18 protein-coding genes, 1 tRNA gene, 1 pseudogene and 1 other annotated feature are annotated in these 15,200 nt (G+C 57.1%); of the genes and pseudogenes, 9 read left to right on the top strand and 11 right to left on the bottom strand.

The genetic code is table 11. From position 1 onward, the window contains the following. Positions 1-72 precede the first annotated feature (72 nt). Both HH212_RS27055 and HH212_RS27050 read left to right on the top strand, forming a co-directional pair. Positions 73-372 carry a DUF1287 domain-containing protein gene (locus HH212_RS27055; RefSeq protein WP_211172467.1) on the top strand — a complete coding sequence of 100 codons (300 nt, stop codon included), beginning with the start codon at positions 73-75 and terminating at the stop codon, positions 370-372. Next, positions 369-632, top strand: a complete 264-nt coding sequence (locus HH212_RS27050; RefSeq protein WP_211172466.1) for a DUF1287 domain-containing protein — start codon at positions 369-371, stop codon at positions 630-632. Before HH212_RS27055 ends, HH212_RS27050 begins: the two co-directional genes overlap by 4 nt. Before the next feature lie 53 nt (positions 633-685). Here the strand turns inward: HH212_RS27050 and HH212_RS07145 are convergent, their stop codons facing one another. From HH212_RS07145 to HH212_RS07125, 5 genes and pseudogenes are all read right to left on the bottom strand, one after another. Beyond that, a complete protein-coding gene (locus tag HH212_RS07145; protein ID WP_169434775.1) occupies positions 686-1,273 on the bottom strand; it encodes a TadE/TadG family type IV pilus assembly protein in 588 nt (195 codons plus the stop codon). Position 1,274: 1 nt separating this feature from the next. Continuing rightward, entirely contained in the window at positions 1,275-1,769 is a 495-nt protein-coding gene (locus HH212_RS07140) for a TadE family protein (protein WP_169434774.1), read from the bottom strand. Beyond that, positions 1,766-3,172, bottom strand: a complete 1,407-nt coding sequence (locus tag HH212_RS07135; protein WP_169434773.1) for a pilus assembly protein TadG-related protein — start codon at positions 3,170-3,172, stop codon at positions 1,766-1,768. The genes HH212_RS07140 and HH212_RS07135 overlap by 4 nt, the downstream gene beginning before the upstream one ends. A 769-nt stretch (positions 3,173-3,941) precedes the next feature. After that, positions 3,942-4,309: pseudogene (locus tag HH212_RS07130) on the bottom strand (globin domain-containing protein); the annotation flags it as partial. A 117-nt stretch (positions 4,310-4,426) separates the two neighbouring features. Beyond that, a protein-coding gene (locus tag HH212_RS07125; protein WP_169434306.1) for an IS3 family transposase occupies positions 4,427-5,652 on the bottom strand; the annotation gives its coding sequence in 2 pieces (ribosomal slippage) (positions 4,427-5,373 and positions 5,373-5,652; 1,227 coding nt in all). Then, positions 5,258-5,374 (bottom strand) — a sequence feature (AL1L pseudoknot). It overlaps the preceding gene by 117 nt. 170 nt (positions 5,653-5,822) lie before the next feature. On the opposite strand from HH212_RS07125, the gene HH212_RS07120 reads away from it, so the two are divergent. The 3 genes from HH212_RS07120 to HH212_RS07110 are packed head-to-tail and all read left to right on the top strand — an operon-like array spanning position 5,823 to position 7,654. Further along, positions 5,823-6,467, top strand: a complete 645-nt coding sequence (locus HH212_RS07120) for a hypothetical protein (protein WP_229217615.1) — start codon at positions 5,823-5,825, stop codon at positions 6,465-6,467. Further along, positions 6,464-7,126 (top strand): hypothetical protein, encoded by a 663-nt coding sequence (locus HH212_RS07115; protein ID WP_169434772.1) that lies wholly within the window; start codon positions 6,464-6,466, stop codon positions 7,124-7,126. The genes HH212_RS07120 and HH212_RS07115 overlap by 4 nt, the downstream gene beginning before the upstream one ends. 45 nt (positions 7,127-7,171) lie before the next feature. Beyond that, positions 7,172-7,654 (top strand): hypothetical protein, encoded by a 483-nt coding sequence (locus HH212_RS07110; protein WP_169434771.1) that lies wholly within the window; start codon positions 7,172-7,174, stop codon positions 7,652-7,654. 115 nt (positions 7,655-7,769) lie between these two features. Here HH212_RS07110 and HH212_RS07105 read toward each other — a convergent pair. The 6 genes from HH212_RS07105 to petA form a co-directional block, all read right to left on the bottom strand. Beyond that, positions 7,770-7,845: transfer RNA gene (locus HH212_RS07105), tRNA-Thr, on the bottom strand. 21 nt (positions 7,846-7,866) lie between these two features. Further along, the gene (locus tag HH212_RS07100) at positions 7,867-8,385 is read right to left on the bottom strand and encodes a ClpXP protease specificity-enhancing factor (protein ID WP_169434770.1); all 519 of its coding nucleotides are present in this window, start codon (positions 8,383-8,385) and stop codon (positions 7,867-7,869) included. 126 nt (positions 8,386-8,511) lie between these two features. Further along, complete coding sequence (locus HH212_RS07095; RefSeq protein ID WP_169434769.1) at positions 8,512-9,123, bottom strand: glutathione S-transferase N-terminal domain-containing protein; 612 nt, start codon at positions 9,121-9,123, stop codon at positions 8,512-8,514. A gap of 87 nt (positions 9,124-9,210) precedes the next feature. Next, complete coding sequence (locus HH212_RS07090) at positions 9,211-9,981, bottom strand: cytochrome c1 (protein WP_169434768.1); 771 nt, start codon at positions 9,979-9,981, stop codon at positions 9,211-9,213. Between the two features lie 28 nt (positions 9,982-10,009). Then, complete coding sequence (locus tag HH212_RS07085) at positions 10,010-11,425, bottom strand: cytochrome b (RefSeq protein WP_169434767.1); 1,416 nt, start codon at positions 11,423-11,425, stop codon at positions 10,010-10,012. 1 nt (position 11,426) lies between these two features. Next, positions 11,427-12,044, bottom strand: a complete 618-nt coding sequence (gene petA / locus HH212_RS07080; protein ID WP_169434766.1) for a ubiquinol-cytochrome c reductase iron-sulfur subunit — start codon at positions 12,042-12,044, stop codon at positions 11,427-11,429. Between the two features lie 266 nt (positions 12,045-12,310). On the opposite strand from petA, the gene mscL reads away from it, so the two are divergent. The 4 genes from mscL to HH212_RS07060 are packed head-to-tail and all read left to right on the top strand — an operon-like array spanning position 12,311 to position 15,096. Beyond that, complete coding sequence (mscL, locus tag HH212_RS07075; protein WP_169434765.1) at positions 12,311-12,745, top strand: large conductance mechanosensitive channel protein MscL; 435 nt, start codon at positions 12,311-12,313, stop codon at positions 12,743-12,745. A 22-nt stretch (positions 12,746-12,767) separates the two neighbouring features. After that, entirely contained in the window at positions 12,768-13,922 is a 1,155-nt protein-coding gene (locus HH212_RS07070) for a Do family serine endopeptidase (RefSeq protein ID WP_169434764.1), read from the top strand. Between the two features lie 46 nt (positions 13,923-13,968). Continuing rightward, positions 13,969-14,652: a DUF2461 domain-containing protein gene (locus HH212_RS07065; protein WP_169434763.1), complete on the top strand. Its 684-nt coding sequence runs from the start codon at positions 13,969-13,971 to the stop codon at positions 14,650-14,652. A 60-nt stretch (positions 14,653-14,712) separates the two neighbouring features. Next, positions 14,713-15,096 carry a cupin domain-containing protein gene (locus tag HH212_RS07060; RefSeq protein ID WP_169434762.1) on the top strand — a complete coding sequence of 128 codons (384 nt, stop codon included), beginning with the start codon at positions 14,713-14,715 and terminating at the stop codon, positions 15,094-15,096. Positions 15,097-15,200: the final 104 nt, after the last annotated feature.

Genomic DNA, 15,200 nt, shown 5'->3' with positions numbered 1-15,200 from the left:
CATGCGACAAGGCGCAAATGATCGTCAGTGCGAATCGGGCACCCTGGGTCTTGCGGTTTGCTGGAGTACCGCATGACGCGCTTATTGCGTTTCATTCCGCTGTCTGCCCTCCTTGTGGCATCGGTCGCCACGGCAGGTGCGGCAGATGACCTGGTCGCTGCTGCGCATTCGCAGATCGGTGTTACGGTACGCTACGACGGCAGCTATCAGAGGATCGCGTATCCGAATGGCGACGTGCCGAGCGACCGGGGCGTCTGCACCGACGTCGTGATCCGCGCCTACCGGCAACTCGGCATCGACTTGCAGGAGCGGGTGCACAAGGACATGCGGGTTGCGTGGAATGCTTACCCGCATCCCGCACAATGGGATTGAAGTCTACCGACCGCAATATCGATCATCGCCGTGTGCCTAACCTGGAGACCTTTTTCCGGCGGCACGGTACCGTGATTGCACTATCCGACAAAACAGTTGATTTTCATGCAGGCGATATCGTTGTCTGGCAGTTGCCATATAGTTTGCCACACATCGGCATCATATCGGAGCGGATGTCGTCAAACGATACACCTTTGATGATCCATAACATCGCTTCGGGTGTGAAATTGGCGGACATGCTGTTCGCATTCAAGAATTAAGGGCAAGGGTGAAAATACTAAAAAAGCTTTGATTAAAAGCATTTCAGATGTCGTTAAGGACAAGGCATGGACCCGACAATATGTCCGAGGCTGCCTGCAGGAACAATTGTCTCGGCAATTGGTATCTTCCAATTAGAAAAATCAAGGAATGGAAAAATTTTTTGGTATGAGACGGGTTGGCAGTTACCCGTGTTATCCATCGACGCGCAGATTCTGGCTCGTACAAAACGAATGCAATTATCGGCATTCTGATCATTCATGCAAATCCACCGGTTGCGAGCAGGACATGACGGTAGCGAAGTTATATGCTGAAAATCGAGAGTGGTTTTTGATATCGATAAGTAGTCTATCGTGACATTGGCCGAAGTAACCGGCGTACCAAGCGCAAGCGCACCAGCGGAGCTACGGAAAACGGCGTCTGCCTGAATAGTTTGGAGGACTGCAGGATCCTTGAAGTTAGCATCTGCTGCCATAGCGGCAGCACGTCGGGTGACTTCCATTAGTGTATTCAGCAAATATTGAACACGTGCTAGTTCGAGTGTAGCAAAAACTATCATAAGAAAGATCGCCACAACGATTGAGAATTCAACAGCTGCTACACCCGCCTGTCGAATTTTAATTTTTAGTCTAATTTTTTTCATGTTAATTTCCCACATAAGACACGGATATGTATGGAGAAATTGTTACATCACTATCATTTCCTGTAAATGGATCAATGTAGGTTAAATTGCTGGACATATAAATTTGAACCAAAAATTGTCTATAGTCCTGATTATCTGAAACACTGCACGTCTTGGGTATGATAGCCCCAGACGCTTGCCGATAGCTACAAACGATACTAAGGTCAGGGCCAATCATGCCAGCCAATTCTTTCGCAATAATTTTTTTCGCAATTGTTAAGGCAACTGGGTTACCGTCAGCGCCTGCTGTCGTCATTTCCAACATTGGCGCTGTCGAAAGATATATTGCTGCATCATGTATCGCTTTTTGTACAACTGAATACTGATAAAAATACAGAGACCAAAATATTGATGGAGACAGAACGAATATCGCCAATAGAGGTAAAACAATGGCCATTTCGACTGCTGCTACGCCACGCTGGAAACGCTGTTTGACTATTTGGTATTTCTCTCTCATCGGTAAAGCCTCGTATTGCTACGTATAGCAGCCCAAGTTTCTATTCCGGCGAACTCAGCATATACTGCTGAAGTACTTGCAGGTACCATCATAAAGAATCTCCCAACTCCTAGCACCTTCGCTGTAGTTGGTGTGCCAGACGTGATAGGGCACTGCAACAATGGAACACGAAGTACCCGCGTGTTTTTGGCAGTCTTATATGCGCCTGTACCGCCATTTGTTTGATACGGAGTGGTAGACGGATAAGATTGTGGCTGTGCTGCGGGCGGTCCAGGATACAGCGTTCCCCAATCAGTTACGGTAGCGGAATACGTGGTATATCCTGCCGTAGGTTCGATTCCCCTATTTGTCGTATAAGATGAGTATTTAACTGCTTTGGCATATGACCATAACGGTCCGACAGACAAGCCAGAGGGTTGCGCCTTTATCCAAGTTGCGCTCGCAAGGTCGAAACTCTTGACACTTGCATCTGTGGATGCAGAAGAGGGTTCGCAGGGAGTAACATAGGTACCAAACCGAGAGTTAAGGTGATTGTAAAGCGTATCGATCGGAAAATTCTGCTCGACCGTAATATCACCACCTTGTAGTGTAGGTATGGCTATTTTTCCGGTGCAGACGTAGGCGGCGACGAGATCAAGATGTGCTTTCATGGAGGCGCCGATGGTACCCGCAGGGGCGATCGGGTTCACCAGAAAACTTTGAGGCGCAGTGCTCGCTGGATTAGGTTTTATCAGGTCATAGCTGATACCGCGTCTGAAACCGTATTCAATTAGCTCCCCGGATGATAGAGACGATGCTGGCGTAGCTGAATTTGCACAGATTGCTAGCGGCAGAACATTCAGTGAATCTCGGCCTGCTATTGCAGTGGCCCCTACGTCCGTTACCGCGAAGCGCAATGACAAAACAGGTATCAATATATTTTCGACTCGTCCATGGTTGGGGTCGAGCTTGGAAGTGTCCACGCGAGCAAACAAAACCTTTCCTGCATTGGCTTTGGCTGAGTTGCTGTCCATCCATCCCACTGTGCCACCGTCAGGGGCAGTACTAAAAGTAAGTGCATCGGGTGACCATGTAACAATTCCATTATTATAGGAAAAGCTATGGACGGAGGCAGTATCGGCGGCTGCCCTTACCGCGTTGTCGATACCTTCTGATGTCCCGTCCAGTGGACTGGCCGCCGCTAGGGCAGTCGCATCAACGACGCTTTGTAGTTCCATCTTCCGGTTATATGATCGGCTGAGATCGAGAGCAAAGCCGAACATCGCAATCATAATGACAATGACAAAAGCAGTCATTATCGCAATGACCCCATCTTCGGATTTTTTCCGCTGCAACACTAGGATTTGTCTTGTACCCAATGATTGCAAAATGTGCGGCGGTATTCTCTTAAACACGATGGCCATTCTCCTGCACATGTTTGACCAGGTCTATCTAGGAATTGCAGTTTAGAATCGTAATATATTGCCTGTTAGCATCTTTGACAAATCGCAAAATTCAATGATTTGCGTACAATTTGTTAGCATATCAATAGTATTGATATGTGTTAAAAAATTCCGGTTTGCAACTTACTTGTACAATCTATATACCCCACAGTTATATTAAGATCCCATTCTGTTGAGCAACCAAAAGACCGCATAAAGGAGAATCTGATGACCGATGAAAAAACGAAGCGGTTTGCTGCTGATAGCATTTTTCCTTCTGTTTTCTTAGCAGTATTAGGATTGCTGTTAACATAAGATGGCGTAGCACAGATGAATGGGTCATGGAAATTTCATGCAATTGTCGGATTTCCAGGAATTATTTTGTTGGGACTCACTATTAATCGAGCAAGAATACATTGGCCTATTGGTTCGCCCAAGCATCGAGACAAATCAAAGGCAGAAAATTTTTATTTAGTGCGCGTGACTGGTATTTTTTTATTCGGAATAGGTGTCACTATCGCCATTTCTATAGATTCGTTCTTATTGTTTGGCCTTATTGCGACGTTTCCTGGTCATGTACACTCCTCTGAAGGTGAGTTATCCACCTATCCAGGTGTCCGGGGACATTAGACCATTACAGATCTCGCACGGTCTGCATGCGTCGGGCGCTCCATTTGCCCCTGAGGGAAAATGGCCCAGGCAACGCACTGAGCTGCCTGGCCTCGACAACGAATTCGCGCCACCCAACCTAGCCGCCCGACGCATCCGCGCGCTGCTCGCGCAACTCGCTTTCGCGCCCAATCAGGATGTCGGCTAGGTTGCCATAGGCCTGTGCCCGGGACGAGATGATGTCCTCGGTCGCAACCTCGCCAAGTACGGCCCTGATCGAGGCCAGCAGGTACTCGCCGACGATCGGGTACTGCTCGGGCTTCACGCCCAGGCTGGCGTGTTTGTTGGCGATCCCTTCCAGCACCGCCGCTAGGGAGCCCGGGTCCTCGATGTTGGTCGCGTACGCATGCACCGCCCGCGCCACGCCTCCTGCTGCTGGCGGCGCATATTAAACATGTTTTTCAGTTCCGGATGCGTGCCAAAGAGGCTGCGGTAGAAATGCTTGATGATGACGTGGGTTGCTGTACGGATGAGCAATGGCGATCCAGTGCTCTGGTCCGTTGTCAAAGAAAGAAAACGCAGGCATGTTGAATCGCCCCGGCTTTCGTAGAGGCCGGTTTATGTGAGTCAGGCCGGAATGGCTTGACTGCTCAACTGCTCGTAATAGTTTGCCTCAGCTTCCGCCGGCGGTATATAGCCGAGTGGTTCCAGCAGACGGTGATGGTTGAACCAGGCAACCCATTCCAGGGTTGCCAGCTCGACGGCCTCGCGCGTCTTCCAGGGAGCGCGGCGATGGATCAGCTCAGCCTTGTACAAACCGTTGATGGTTTCGGCCAGGGCGTTGTCATAGCTGTCGCCCTTGCTGCCCACGGAAGGTTCTACACCAGCCTCTGCAAGGCGCTCGCTGTACCGAATGCTGACGTATTGCGAGCCCCTGTCGCTATGGTGGACCAAGGCATCGCTGCGTTCTGGCTGGCGGTCGTACAACGCCTGCTCCAGGGCTTCGAGCACGAAGTCGGTTCGCATCGAACTGCTGACGCGCCAGCCTACGATACGGCGCGCAAAGACATCAATAACGAAGGCTACGTAGACGAAACCCTGCCACGTCGACACGTACGTGAAATCGCTGACCCACAACTGATTCGGTCGCTGTGCCTTGAATTGACGGTTGACCCGGTCGAGTGGGCACGGCGCTTTCGCATCGGGGACGGTGGTGCGTACCACCTTGCCACGTATAACGCCACGCAGGCCGGCGCGACGCATCAGGCGCTCCACGGTACAGCGGGCTACGTCAGTACCTTCACGTTTCAGCTGGCGCCAAACCTTGTCGACCCCATAGACTTGCAAGTTCGCCTGCCAGACACGCTCGATCTCGGCGCTCAGGACTTCATCACGCTGCGCCCGTGGACACTGCAATGCCGGGTTACGCCGTCTCGCTGCGTAACGCCAGTAGCCCGACGGCGCGACCTGCATGACACTGCAAATCGGCTCGACGCCGTAGGCATGGCGGTGCTTGTCGATGAACGCTCTTACGATTTGAAGCGGCGGTCGAGCTCCGCCTGGGCGAAAAAAGCGCTCGCCAGGCGTAGGATCTCGTTCGCCTTGCGCAGCTCCCGATTCTCCCGCTCCAATGCCTTCATACGCTCCTGCTCGGCGGTAGTGACACCAGGACGCTGGCCGGTATCGGTTTCTTGCTGGCGTATCCAACGACGCAGCGTTTCAGGCGTACAGCCGATCTTGGCTGCGATGGATGTGATCGCTGCCCACTGCGACGGATACTCGCTGCCAGCTTCGCTGACCATGCGCACAGCGCGCTCGATAACTTCAGGTGAATACTTCGGTTGCTTCTTCATAGCTCCATTCTCTCAAACAATGGAGCCTCCTCAAAATCCGGGGCGATTCATGTTACTACTTAGAACTATTCCAGCAGTAACAGCCAAGGTATGAAACTTTACGAAAATATCATCATTGGAAATTTCTATATGGGCTCGGGTTTGCGGTTCGTGCGCATCGTTCGTCAGGCATGACCACTAGCGTGGTCAATTTGCTCCAGCAAACCCCGGCCGATACGCTGTTGGGCGACCTGTTGTTGGAATTCCCGGGTGTCGTTCGCTTGATTGAGTTCAAGGCGGAAGACAACCGTGATTCAAAAGAGCGCAGTCGGCATCGGAAGTTGTCTGCCGGCTTGGTCGACAATCCGGAGTTCCAAGCGATCTCTCGTGATGTGCACTGGTATGTCGAAACGGCGCCGTCAGCCGAGCACGGTGTCATTGCGCGGACTGTGCCCTATCTGGACGCGTTTCCACGCGAGCGAGGCAAGCGCGACCGTCTGGAGGTGTTTATCGAGCGACTTGCCCGAGAGGTCGCGGAGGATCGCCCCGCCACACGCTCGGATCGCGAGGCCGCTTACTTACGGTGGGTAAAGCAGACTCAGGACGGCGGTATGGTAGGGTCCGGGGGATTGATCCTGGTCGCGCATGCAAATGGCTCGCTACGCTACGCCCAGTTGCTCGACATGCTTGAGTTGCGCCTCAGCCATCGACAGTGGATCGCACTTCATCAGCAGCGCATGCAGCGTGAACTTTTACTGGAACGGGAACTGGGGCATCGCTTGGGGCGGGCCCGTGAAAGGTCCATCGACGGACCTGAACAGGAAATCACACGATGAAACCATCTCAGGAAACGCATGAGAAAACGGTCGAACGCCTGCTGGACGCGGCCGGGAAGGTATTGGAGGCCACGTACGAGGACGAGCAGAGGACTCACCGGGCGATCACGGCGCTGGAGCAGCTTCGCATCGCGGTAGAGCAGAAGATCAGCACGCTGTCGCGCGACACGGTCCTGCTGATTGAAGGCGCGTCCGACACTACCGCGAAAAAGGCGGCGGAGTTACTGCAACATAAATTTTCGGAAGCGGACGCCGCCGCTGAACGGGCGCGTGCCCGCTATGTCCAAGCTGCACAGGGATTTGGATGGCGCCTCTTCGGTTTGGCCGCACTACTGCAACTCCTGCTCTTCGTGGCCGGATGGCTGATCTTGGGCCGGACGCTGCCATCGGAAGACGAAATTGCGGACCGTCGCCAAATAGTGCAGCAATTAAGGCATCAAACGGTGGATTTGCAAGGACAGGTGGCTGACCTGGACCGGCAAATCAAATCCAAGCAACGCAAAGTGAACGATCTCGATCGGCGGGGCGCTCGCGTAAATTGGACGGTGTGCAAGGATAATCAACAGGTATCCCACATTTGTTTCCGTACTGACGAGCAAGCAGGCGATTTCTCAAGCGCTGATGGCGAAAAAACGTATCGTATTCCTTGGGGATATTAGTAATCCTGTGGTGCTGAAAAGGAAAACGACGAGCGCCAGGACGATTTGGCTGAGAATGCACCAGTTCTCAAGCAAAAAGAGACGTTTTTGCGCTGGAACTCGGCGCTGCCTGACAAGCGACTACTTGCGCTTCTCCATGTTCGGTTTTCAGGCGTCGCGACTACCTATGGCCGACTTTTGACTTTGTCTGCGGATCTGAAAGACTCTGTATTGATAAAAGTTCCGTCTCAGGCGAACTACGATAACTGCGCACGGACTTCTGACCCCGTCTATGTGGAACTGAATGGAGACGGGGTAGACGATGTGGTGTTCGCGACCGAAGTAAAGTCGCACTGCTATCCAGGTAATGCTGAGGTACCAGCTATTTATTTGTCGAACCCGAGTGTCGAAGGCGGCTACTGTTATTCGGATGCCGCCAGTCGACAGCTTGAGCCTGCCGACCTGACTAATGCCAAGGCGATCCAGGCGAAGATATTGCAGGAAGGCGAAAGGTTGGGGCGTGACCTTCTGCGCTGTGGGCCGCGATAACGGCGTTGTTAGCCGATCAACCCATTTCCTGACGCAAACGGGTTATACAGCGGTTACATGAACCCCTGAAAGCAAAAGCCCAACCACGAAGGCTGGGCTAAGTGCTTGATTATATTGGTGCCGGCTGCAGGACTCGAACCCGCCACCTGATGATTACAAATCAACTGCTCTACCTGATGAGCTAAGCCGGCGATGTGGCCAGGATTATACCCTCATTTGATCCGGGTCAACGTAGGACGCCCGCCTTTTTTCGGCGGCTCGTCGTTGTCGTCCGGCGACGACGGCGCCTCGGCAGCCGGCGCATCGCTGTTCTTGGCCGGCACTGCCGCCAGTCCCGGCACGGAAGCAGGAATGGAAGCAGGCTCCGACGGCACCGCGGTCGGTGCGGAAGCGGGCGCCGGTTCCAGCTCGGCCGCGCTGGCCGAAACGTCGAACGCCATCCCTTGCCCGTTCTCGTTGGCATAGATCGCCAAGACGTTGTGCACCGGGATGTACAGCTCGCGCGAGATGCCGTTGAAGCGGGCGCGGAAGGCGATGGCATCGTTGTCCATCTTGAGGCCCGAGGTCGCGCCGAAGCTGATGTTCAGGATGATCTCGCCCTTTTTGACGTATTCCATCGGCACCGTGGTCGCGGCGTCGACCTTGACCGCCAGGTAGGGCGTGAAGCCGCTGTCCGTGCACCATTCGTAGATGGCGCGCAGCAGGTACGGTTTGGTGGAAATATCGGACATGTTCGCAATCAAAAGAAACAGATGTCGCGTGCAGTGTACTTCGATTCGCAGGTAGCGTCGAAACAAACCGGCACGCGACGGGATCCGGCGGCGCCCACGCCGCCGGGCCGGTTCGGCGCAGCCGCCTTAGCGGCGCATCACCTTTTCGGATGGGGTCAGCGCTTCGATGTAGGCCGGGCGCGAGAAGATGCGCTCGGCGTACTTCATCAGCGGGGCCGCGGTCTTCGACAGTTCGATGCCGTAGTGGTCCAGGCGCCACAGCAGCGGAGCGATCGCCACGTCCAGCATCGAGAACTCGTCGCCCAGCATGTACTTGTTCTTCAGGAACAGCGGAGCCAGCGTGGTCAGGCGGTCGCGGATTTCGGCGCGCGCCTTGTCGTGGCTCTTGTCGGTCACCTTGTTGCGCTCGTTTTCGAGCGTGTTCACGTGCACGAACAATTCTTTTTCGAAGTTGAACAGCATCAGGCGCGCGCGCGCGCGCATCAGCGGGTCGGCCGGCATCAGTTGCGGATGCGGAAAGCGCTCGTCGATGTACTCGTTGATGATGTTCGATTCGTACAGGATCAGCTCGCGCTCGACCAGGATCGGCACCTGGCCGTACGGGTTCATGGTCGAGATGTCTTCGGGCTTGTTAAACAGGTCCACGTCGCGCACTTCGAAGTCCATGCCTTTTTCGAACAGGACCAGGCGGCAACGTTGGGAGAACGGGCACGTCGTGCCGGAGTAGAGAACCATCATGGTTTACAGTTCCTTCAAGAACAAAGGGGTGAAAGCCGAAAGGCTCACCCCAAAATAGAATGCCTGCATTATAACCGGGCAATCAAGTCACTTTACGTCTTTCCAATATGAAGCATTCAGACGCCAGGCAAGAAACGCGAATGCGGCCAGGAACAGGACCACAATCGCACCCAGGCGCTTGCGCAGGTCGCGGCTCGGTTCGGCCATCCATTCCATGTAGGCGACCAGGTCGGCGATCTGCGTATCGAATTCCTGGGGTGTCATGCTGCCCTTGCTGACCTGCTCGAAACCGGCAAAGCGGTGCACGGTCTTGCCCTTTTCGTGCGGGTCGGCTTCCTCCACCATCTTGATGGTGCGCACGCCCTGCAATTGCCACAGCACGTGCGGCATCGCCACGTTCGGCACCACCAGGTTGTTCCAGCCGGTGGGGCGGGTGTCGTCCTTGTAGAAGGTGCGCAAATAGGTGTACAGGTAGTCGCCGCCGCTGCCGGCAGCGGAAGCGCGTGCGCGCGCGATGATGGTCAAGTCCGGAGGCACCGCGCCGAACCAGGCTTTCGCATCTGCCGGGCGCAGCGCGACCGTCATCATGTCACCGACCTTTTCGCCGGAAAACAACAGGTTGTTCTTGATCTGGTCTTCGCTCAAGCCCAGGTCGCGCAGGCGGTTGTAGCGCATCGACGATGCCGAATGGCAGTTCAGGCAATAGTTGACGAACAGCTTGGCGCCATTCTGCAGCGAGGCGATGTCGGTGCGGTCCGGCGCGCGGTCGAGCTGGGCGCCGCCTTCGTTGGCCAGCGACATGCCCGGGAGCAGGGTCACGAAGGCAAGGACCGCGAGGATTTTTTTCGACAAGTTCATGGTTGTCCTTTGGCTCGGGGTCCGGAAGTCAATGCGGCGTGAAGGTGAGGCGCTTGGGCAAGGGCTTGAAGCGGCCCATCGTGCTCCACCACGGCATCAGGAGGAAAAAGCCAAAGTACAGCAAGGTCGCGATCTGGGCGATCAGCGTGTAGGCCGGCGTCGGCAGTTGCGTGCCGAGGTAGCCCAGCGTCACGAAGGCCACGAAGAACACGGCGTACACCGCCTTGTGCCAGTCCGGACGGTAGCGGATCGAGCGTACCGGCGAGTGATCCAGCCAGGGCAGCAGCGACAAAATCACCACCGCTGAGCCGAACAGCACCACCCCCCAGAATTTCGCATCCAGCACCTGCGGCAGCATGCCGATCTCGATCACCACCGCCAGCACCGTCACCGCGATCTTGGTTTTATACGACAGGCGCGAACGCAGCCAGATGAATACGACGTAGGCGGCCAGGCCGGCCATCACCACCCACATGAAGTCGGACGTGGTGGCGCGCAGGACCGAGTAAAACGGCGTGAAGTACCAGGTCGGCGCGATGTGCGGCGGCGTCTTGAGGGAATCGGCCGGCAGGAAGTTGTTGTACTCGAGGAAGTAGCCGCCCATTTCCGGCGCGAAGAATACCACCGAGCTATAGATCAGCAGGAATACCGAGACGCCGAAGAAATCCTTGGTGCTGTAGTACGGGTGCGAGGGAATCGCATCCACAGGATGGCCGTCCGGCCCGATGTTGTCCTTGACCTCGATGCCGTCCGGATTGTTGGAGCCGACTTCGTGCAGCGCGATCAGGTGCGCTGCCACCAGTCCCAGCAAGACCAGCGGGATGGCGATCACGTGGAAGGCGAAGAAGCGGTTCAGGGTGGCGTCCGACACCACGTAGTCGCCGCGGATCCACAGAGATAGATCGTTGCCGATGAAGGGAATCGCGCCGAACAGGTTGACGATCACCTGCGCGCCCCAGTACGACATCTGTCCCCACGGCAGCAGGTAGCCGAAGAAGGCTTCGGCCATCAGGCACAGGAAGATGGCGAAGCCGAACAGCCAGATCAGTTCGCGCGGCTTGCGATACGATCCGTACAGCAATCCGCGCGTCATGTGCAGGTAGACCACGATGAAGAAGGCCGAGGCGCCGGTCGAGTGCATGTAGCGCACCAGCCAGCCCCACGACACTTCCTTCATGATGTATTCGACCGAGCCGAACGCCAGGTTCGAGTCCGGCTTGTAGTACATGGTCAAGAAGATGCCGGTGACGATCTGCAGCACCAGCACCAGCATGGCCAGCGAGCCGAACAGGTACCAGACGTTGAAATTCTTTGGCGCGTAGTAACGGCCCCATTGGTCGTTCCACAATTTCGACAGCGGAAAACGGTCGTCGACCCAGGCCAGGGCCTTGCGCCCCTTCGGCGCATCCGCCGGCAGTTTGGTTTCCTTGAATGCAGCGCCCATGTTATGCCTCGCCTTTTTCGTCGTCTTTACCGATCAGAAGCTTGTTATCGGACAGGTACATGTACGGGGGGACATCGAGGTTGCTTGGCGCCGGCTTGTTCTTGAACACGCGGCCGGACAAGTCGAAGGTGGAGCCGTGACAGGGGCACAGGAAACCGCCGTGCCAGTCATCGGGCAAATTCGGTTGCGGACCTTCGGTGAAGCGGGAAGAGGGCGAGCAGCCCAGGTGGGAGCAGATGCCGACCACTACCAGCACTTCCTTGTGCTTTGCGTAGGCGCGGAATTCGTTCTTGGCGTATTTGGGGACGTCGAGCTGGAAACTCTTGTCGGAATCGGGATCGGCGACCAGGCTGTCGTTCTGCTTCAGCGTGGCCAGCATTTCGGGAGTGCGCCGCAAGATCCACACCGGCTTGCCGCGCCACTCGGCAACCTTCATTTCGCCGGGTTTGACGTCGGAGATATCGACTTCGACCGGTGCACCGGCCGCTTTCGCCCGCTCGGACGGCTGCAGCGTACTGACCAGTACACCCGCCGTTGACACTCCGACGACACCACCCGCCGCGCATGTAGCCACGAGCAAGCCTCGCCGGCCTGAATCGACCTGCTTCTCATTACTCATACCAACTCCATTCGTCAAATGCGAAATGTTGCGCTGCAATACGTTGCAGCCAGGTAAAGACCTTACTTGCAACAATCGATTATATGTGAACACTTTTACAAACTAAAGAAAAACCGATTTTGTGGTATACGCCCCCGCCAAGCGCGTTTCATCAAGTTATTCCTGCTGCATACGGCCGGTCCGCCGCGCAATAGTGGCCGGCTTCGGCCGGGCGCCGCATCCTGTATCATCCCTAGGACGCATGCAACAACGACAAGGAGAAACGGATGGCGATGCTGGAAGAATTCAGGAAGTTCGCAATCAAGGGCAACGTGGTCGACCTGGCGGTCGGCGTCATCATCGGCGGCGCCTTCGGCCGCATCGTCGATTCGCTGGTGCAGGACGTGATCATGCCGCCGATCGGCAAGCTGTTCGGCGGCCTGGATTTCGCCAACTACTACATTCCCTTGAACCACCAGGGTTATGGCTTGCCGCTGGCGGAAGCGAAAAAGGCGGGCGCGGTGCTGGCATACGGTAACTTCCTCACCATCCTGCTGAACTTCCTGATCCTGGCCTTTGTCATCTTCCAGATGGTGCGCCTGATGAACCGCCTGCGCAACCAGTTCCATACGCCGGAAGAGGCCAAGCCGGCCGTGGCGCCGACGCCCGAAGACGTGCTGCTTCTGCGCGAAATCCGCGACGCGCTGAAGAACGGCCGCTGACGCCGCGCCACCGGATTCCCTGATGCGCCGCACCTGGCTCCTGTTCGCGCAAACCGTCACCATCGCGCTCGGCATCTACGCCGTGCTGGCGGCGGTGCGCCCGGCCTGGATCGAGCGCGCGCCGACCCGGGTCGGCCTCGGCGCGCCCGGCCGCGCCGTGCCGGTACTGCAGGCGCCGGGCGCACTCGGCAGCGCGCCCGGCAGCTACCGCGAGGCGGCGGGGAAGGCGATGCCGGCGGTGGTCAACATTTTGACCAGCAAGGCGCTGCGCGGCGGCCATCCGCTGTTGAAGGATCCGCTGTTCCGCCGCTTCTTCGGCGACAAGTTGCCGCCGCAAGAACAGATGGCCAGCCTGGGCTCGGGCGTGATCGTCAGCAGCGACGGTTATATCCTGACCAATTTCCATGTCATCGATGGCGCCGACGAGATCGAGGTCGGGCTGGCCGACGGCAGGAAGGCGGCGGCCAGCATCGTCGGCACCGATCCGGAAACGGACCTCGCCGTCATCCGCATCAAGGAAGACAAGCTGCCGGTGATCGTGCTGGGCGAGCCGGGCCAGGCGCGCGTGGGCGACGTGGTGCTGGCGATCGGCAACCCGTTCGGCGTCGGCCAGACCGTCACCCTCGGCATCATTTCGGCGCTGGGGCGCAACAACCTGCACATCAACCATTTCGAGAATTTCATCCAGACCGACGCCGCGATCAACTTCGGCAACTCGGGCGGGGCGCTGGTCGACAGCCGCGGCAACCTGCTCGGGATCAATTCGGCGATCTATTCGCAGACCGGCGGCTCGGTCGGCATCGGCTTCGCCATTCCCGTGTCGACCGCCAAGAACGTGCTGGACGCCATCGTCAAGCACGGGCAGGTGGTGCGCGGCTGGATCGGCATCGAATCGCAGGACATCACGCCCGAACTGGCCGACAGTTTCGGGCTGGGCCGCGACCGCGGCGCCATCATCGCCGGCATCGTGCGCGGTGGCCCGGCCGACCGCGCCGGCATGCAGCCGGGCGACATCCTGCTGGCGATCAATGGCAAAAAGATCGCCAACACCAACGACATGATGAACCGGATCGCCGACCTGCCGCCGGGCGAAAAGACGCCCATGACGGTAATGCGCAAGAACCGCGAAGCCACGCTGGCCGTGACGGTCGGACGCCGGCCGCGCCAATCGCCTTGACATCTGGACTTTGCCCCATTTATCGACCGACTCCACCGGATAACCCATGCACCTGCACGACCTGACCCGATTTCTCGCCGAACTCAAGGAAAACAACAACCGTCCCTGGTTCCTCTGGAACAAGCCTCGCTACGATATCCTGCGCACCGAATTCGCGGAGGTGCTCACCGAACTGATTCGCGAGCTCGGCAAGTTCGACCGGCAAGTTGCCGCCTGCGATCCGAAAAAGGCGATGTTCCGCTTCCAGCGCGATACCCGTTTCGCGCACGACAAGACCCCCTATAAAACGCATTTTTCGGCGGGCATTGCGCCGGGCAATAAGCGCCGTCCCAGCGAAGGCGGCGGCCCGACCTATTATTTCCACATCGAAGCCGACGGCACGCTGTTGTTCGGCGCCGGCGAGTACCTGCCGCCGGCAGCGCGCCTGAAAGCGATCCGCGAGCACGTGGTCAACGATGCGACAGGATTTGCGAAAATGTTGAAGAATAAACATCTGCGCGAGACGTATGGCGACCTCAACCCGGAAGACAAGCTGCAGCGCCCACCGAAGGGCTTCGATGCAACGCACCCGCTGGTCGAGTACCTGAAGTTGAAAAGTTATTTCGTCTGGATCGAGGTCAAGCTGGACCTGGACAAACCGGAACAACTGGTGCCGCGGCTCGCGCAGGGATTCAAGGACGCCACCGCGCTGGTGACCTGGCTGCGCGGCGTACCGCAAACTCATGAATGACAGGGATTCCCGGCCGGCGTAGCGCACGGCGCCTGACGGGTTTCGGAATAGGAGAGCAAGATGGCCTTACAACATGCAGTATCGGGCGAACGGATCGCACTCGAGCGCGACGAAGACGACATCGCGAATTTCACATCGATCGCGCTGATCAAGACTGACCACATGGAATTGATCCGGCTCGTGCTGCCCAAGGAAAAACCGATGCCGGAACATTGGGTCGAAGGCGAGATGACGCTGTTGTGCCTGGAAGGCGAGATCGCTTTCAGCGCCCACGGCCGCACCACCATCCTGGCGCCGAACGAAATGGTCTACCTGGCCGGCGGCGAGCCGCACGCGATCCGCGCCAACCAAGACGCGGTGGCGCTGATGACCATCCTGCTGCACCCCGGCGACAACAATGGCGGCCCGACCCGCACCGACGCGCGCACCGTTCCAAGCGCCTGATCCGATGCCGGCCCTGCGCCGGCATGTCCGACCGGCCCGGTAATCTGGCCGGACCCTGCGGACGATGCGATCGGCGTAGGGTGGGCGGCTCGGCCGCCGTCACG

The sequence above is a fragment of the Massilia forsythiae genome (genome assembly GCF_012849555.1).
Taxonomy (GTDB): Bacteria; Pseudomonadota; Gammaproteobacteria; order Burkholderiales; family Burkholderiaceae_D; genus Telluria; species Telluria forsythiae.
This window is presented reverse-complemented; position numbering and strand designations above follow the sequence as displayed.

Bases quoted from the DNA above. Each gene is read 5' to 3' on its own strand.
- HH212_RS07135 (WP_169434773.1), bottom strand. From the start codon at position 3,172: ATGGCCATCGTGTTTAAGAGAATACCGCCGCACATTTTGCAATCATTG.
- HH212_RS07090 (WP_169434768.1), bottom strand. From the start codon at position 9,981: ATGAACTTGTCGAAAAAAATCCTCGCGGTCCTTGCCTTCGTGACCCTG.
- mscL (WP_169434765.1), top strand. From the start codon at position 12,311: ATGGCGATGCTGGAAGAATTCAGGAAGTTCGCAATCAAGGGCAACGTG.
- HH212_RS07060 (WP_169434762.1), top strand. From the start codon at position 14,713: ATGGCCTTACAACATGCAGTATCGGGCGAACGGATCGCACTCGAGCGC.
- petA (WP_169434766.1), bottom strand. From the start codon at position 12,044: ATGAGTAATGAGAAGCAGGTCGATTCAGGCCGGCGAGGCTTGCTCGTG.
- HH212_RS07140 (WP_169434774.1), bottom strand. From the start codon at position 1,769: ATGAGAGAGAAATACCAAATAGTCAAACAGCGTTTCCAGCGTGGCGTA.
- HH212_RS27055 (WP_211172467.1), top strand. From the start codon at position 73: ATGACGCGCTTATTGCGTTTCATTCCGCTGTCTGCCCTCCTTGTGGCA.
- HH212_RS07085 (WP_169434767.1), bottom strand. From the start codon at position 11,425: ATGGGCGCTGCATTCAAGGAAACCAAACTGCCGGCGGATGCGCCGAAG.
- HH212_RS07115 (WP_169434772.1), top strand. From the start codon at position 6,464: ATGAAACCATCTCAGGAAACGCATGAGAAAACGGTCGAACGCCTGCTG.
- HH212_RS07145 (WP_169434775.1), bottom strand. From the start codon at position 1,273: ATGAAAAAAATTAGACTAAAAATTAAAATTCGACAGGCGGGTGTAGCA.
- HH212_RS07065 (WP_169434763.1), top strand. From the start codon at position 13,969: ATGCACCTGCACGACCTGACCCGATTTCTCGCCGAACTCAAGGAAAAC.
- HH212_RS07095 (WP_169434769.1), bottom strand. From the start codon at position 9,123: ATGATGGTTCTCTACTCCGGCACGACGTGCCCGTTCTCCCAACGTTGC.
- HH212_RS07120 (WP_229217615.1), top strand. From the start codon at position 5,823: ATGACCACTAGCGTGGTCAATTTGCTCCAGCAAACCCCGGCCGATACG.
- HH212_RS07070 (WP_169434764.1), top strand. From the start codon at position 12,768: ATGCGCCGCACCTGGCTCCTGTTCGCGCAAACCGTCACCATCGCGCTC.
- HH212_RS07100 (WP_169434770.1), bottom strand. From the start codon at position 8,385: ATGTCCGATATTTCCACCAAACCGTACCTGCTGCGCGCCATCTACGAA.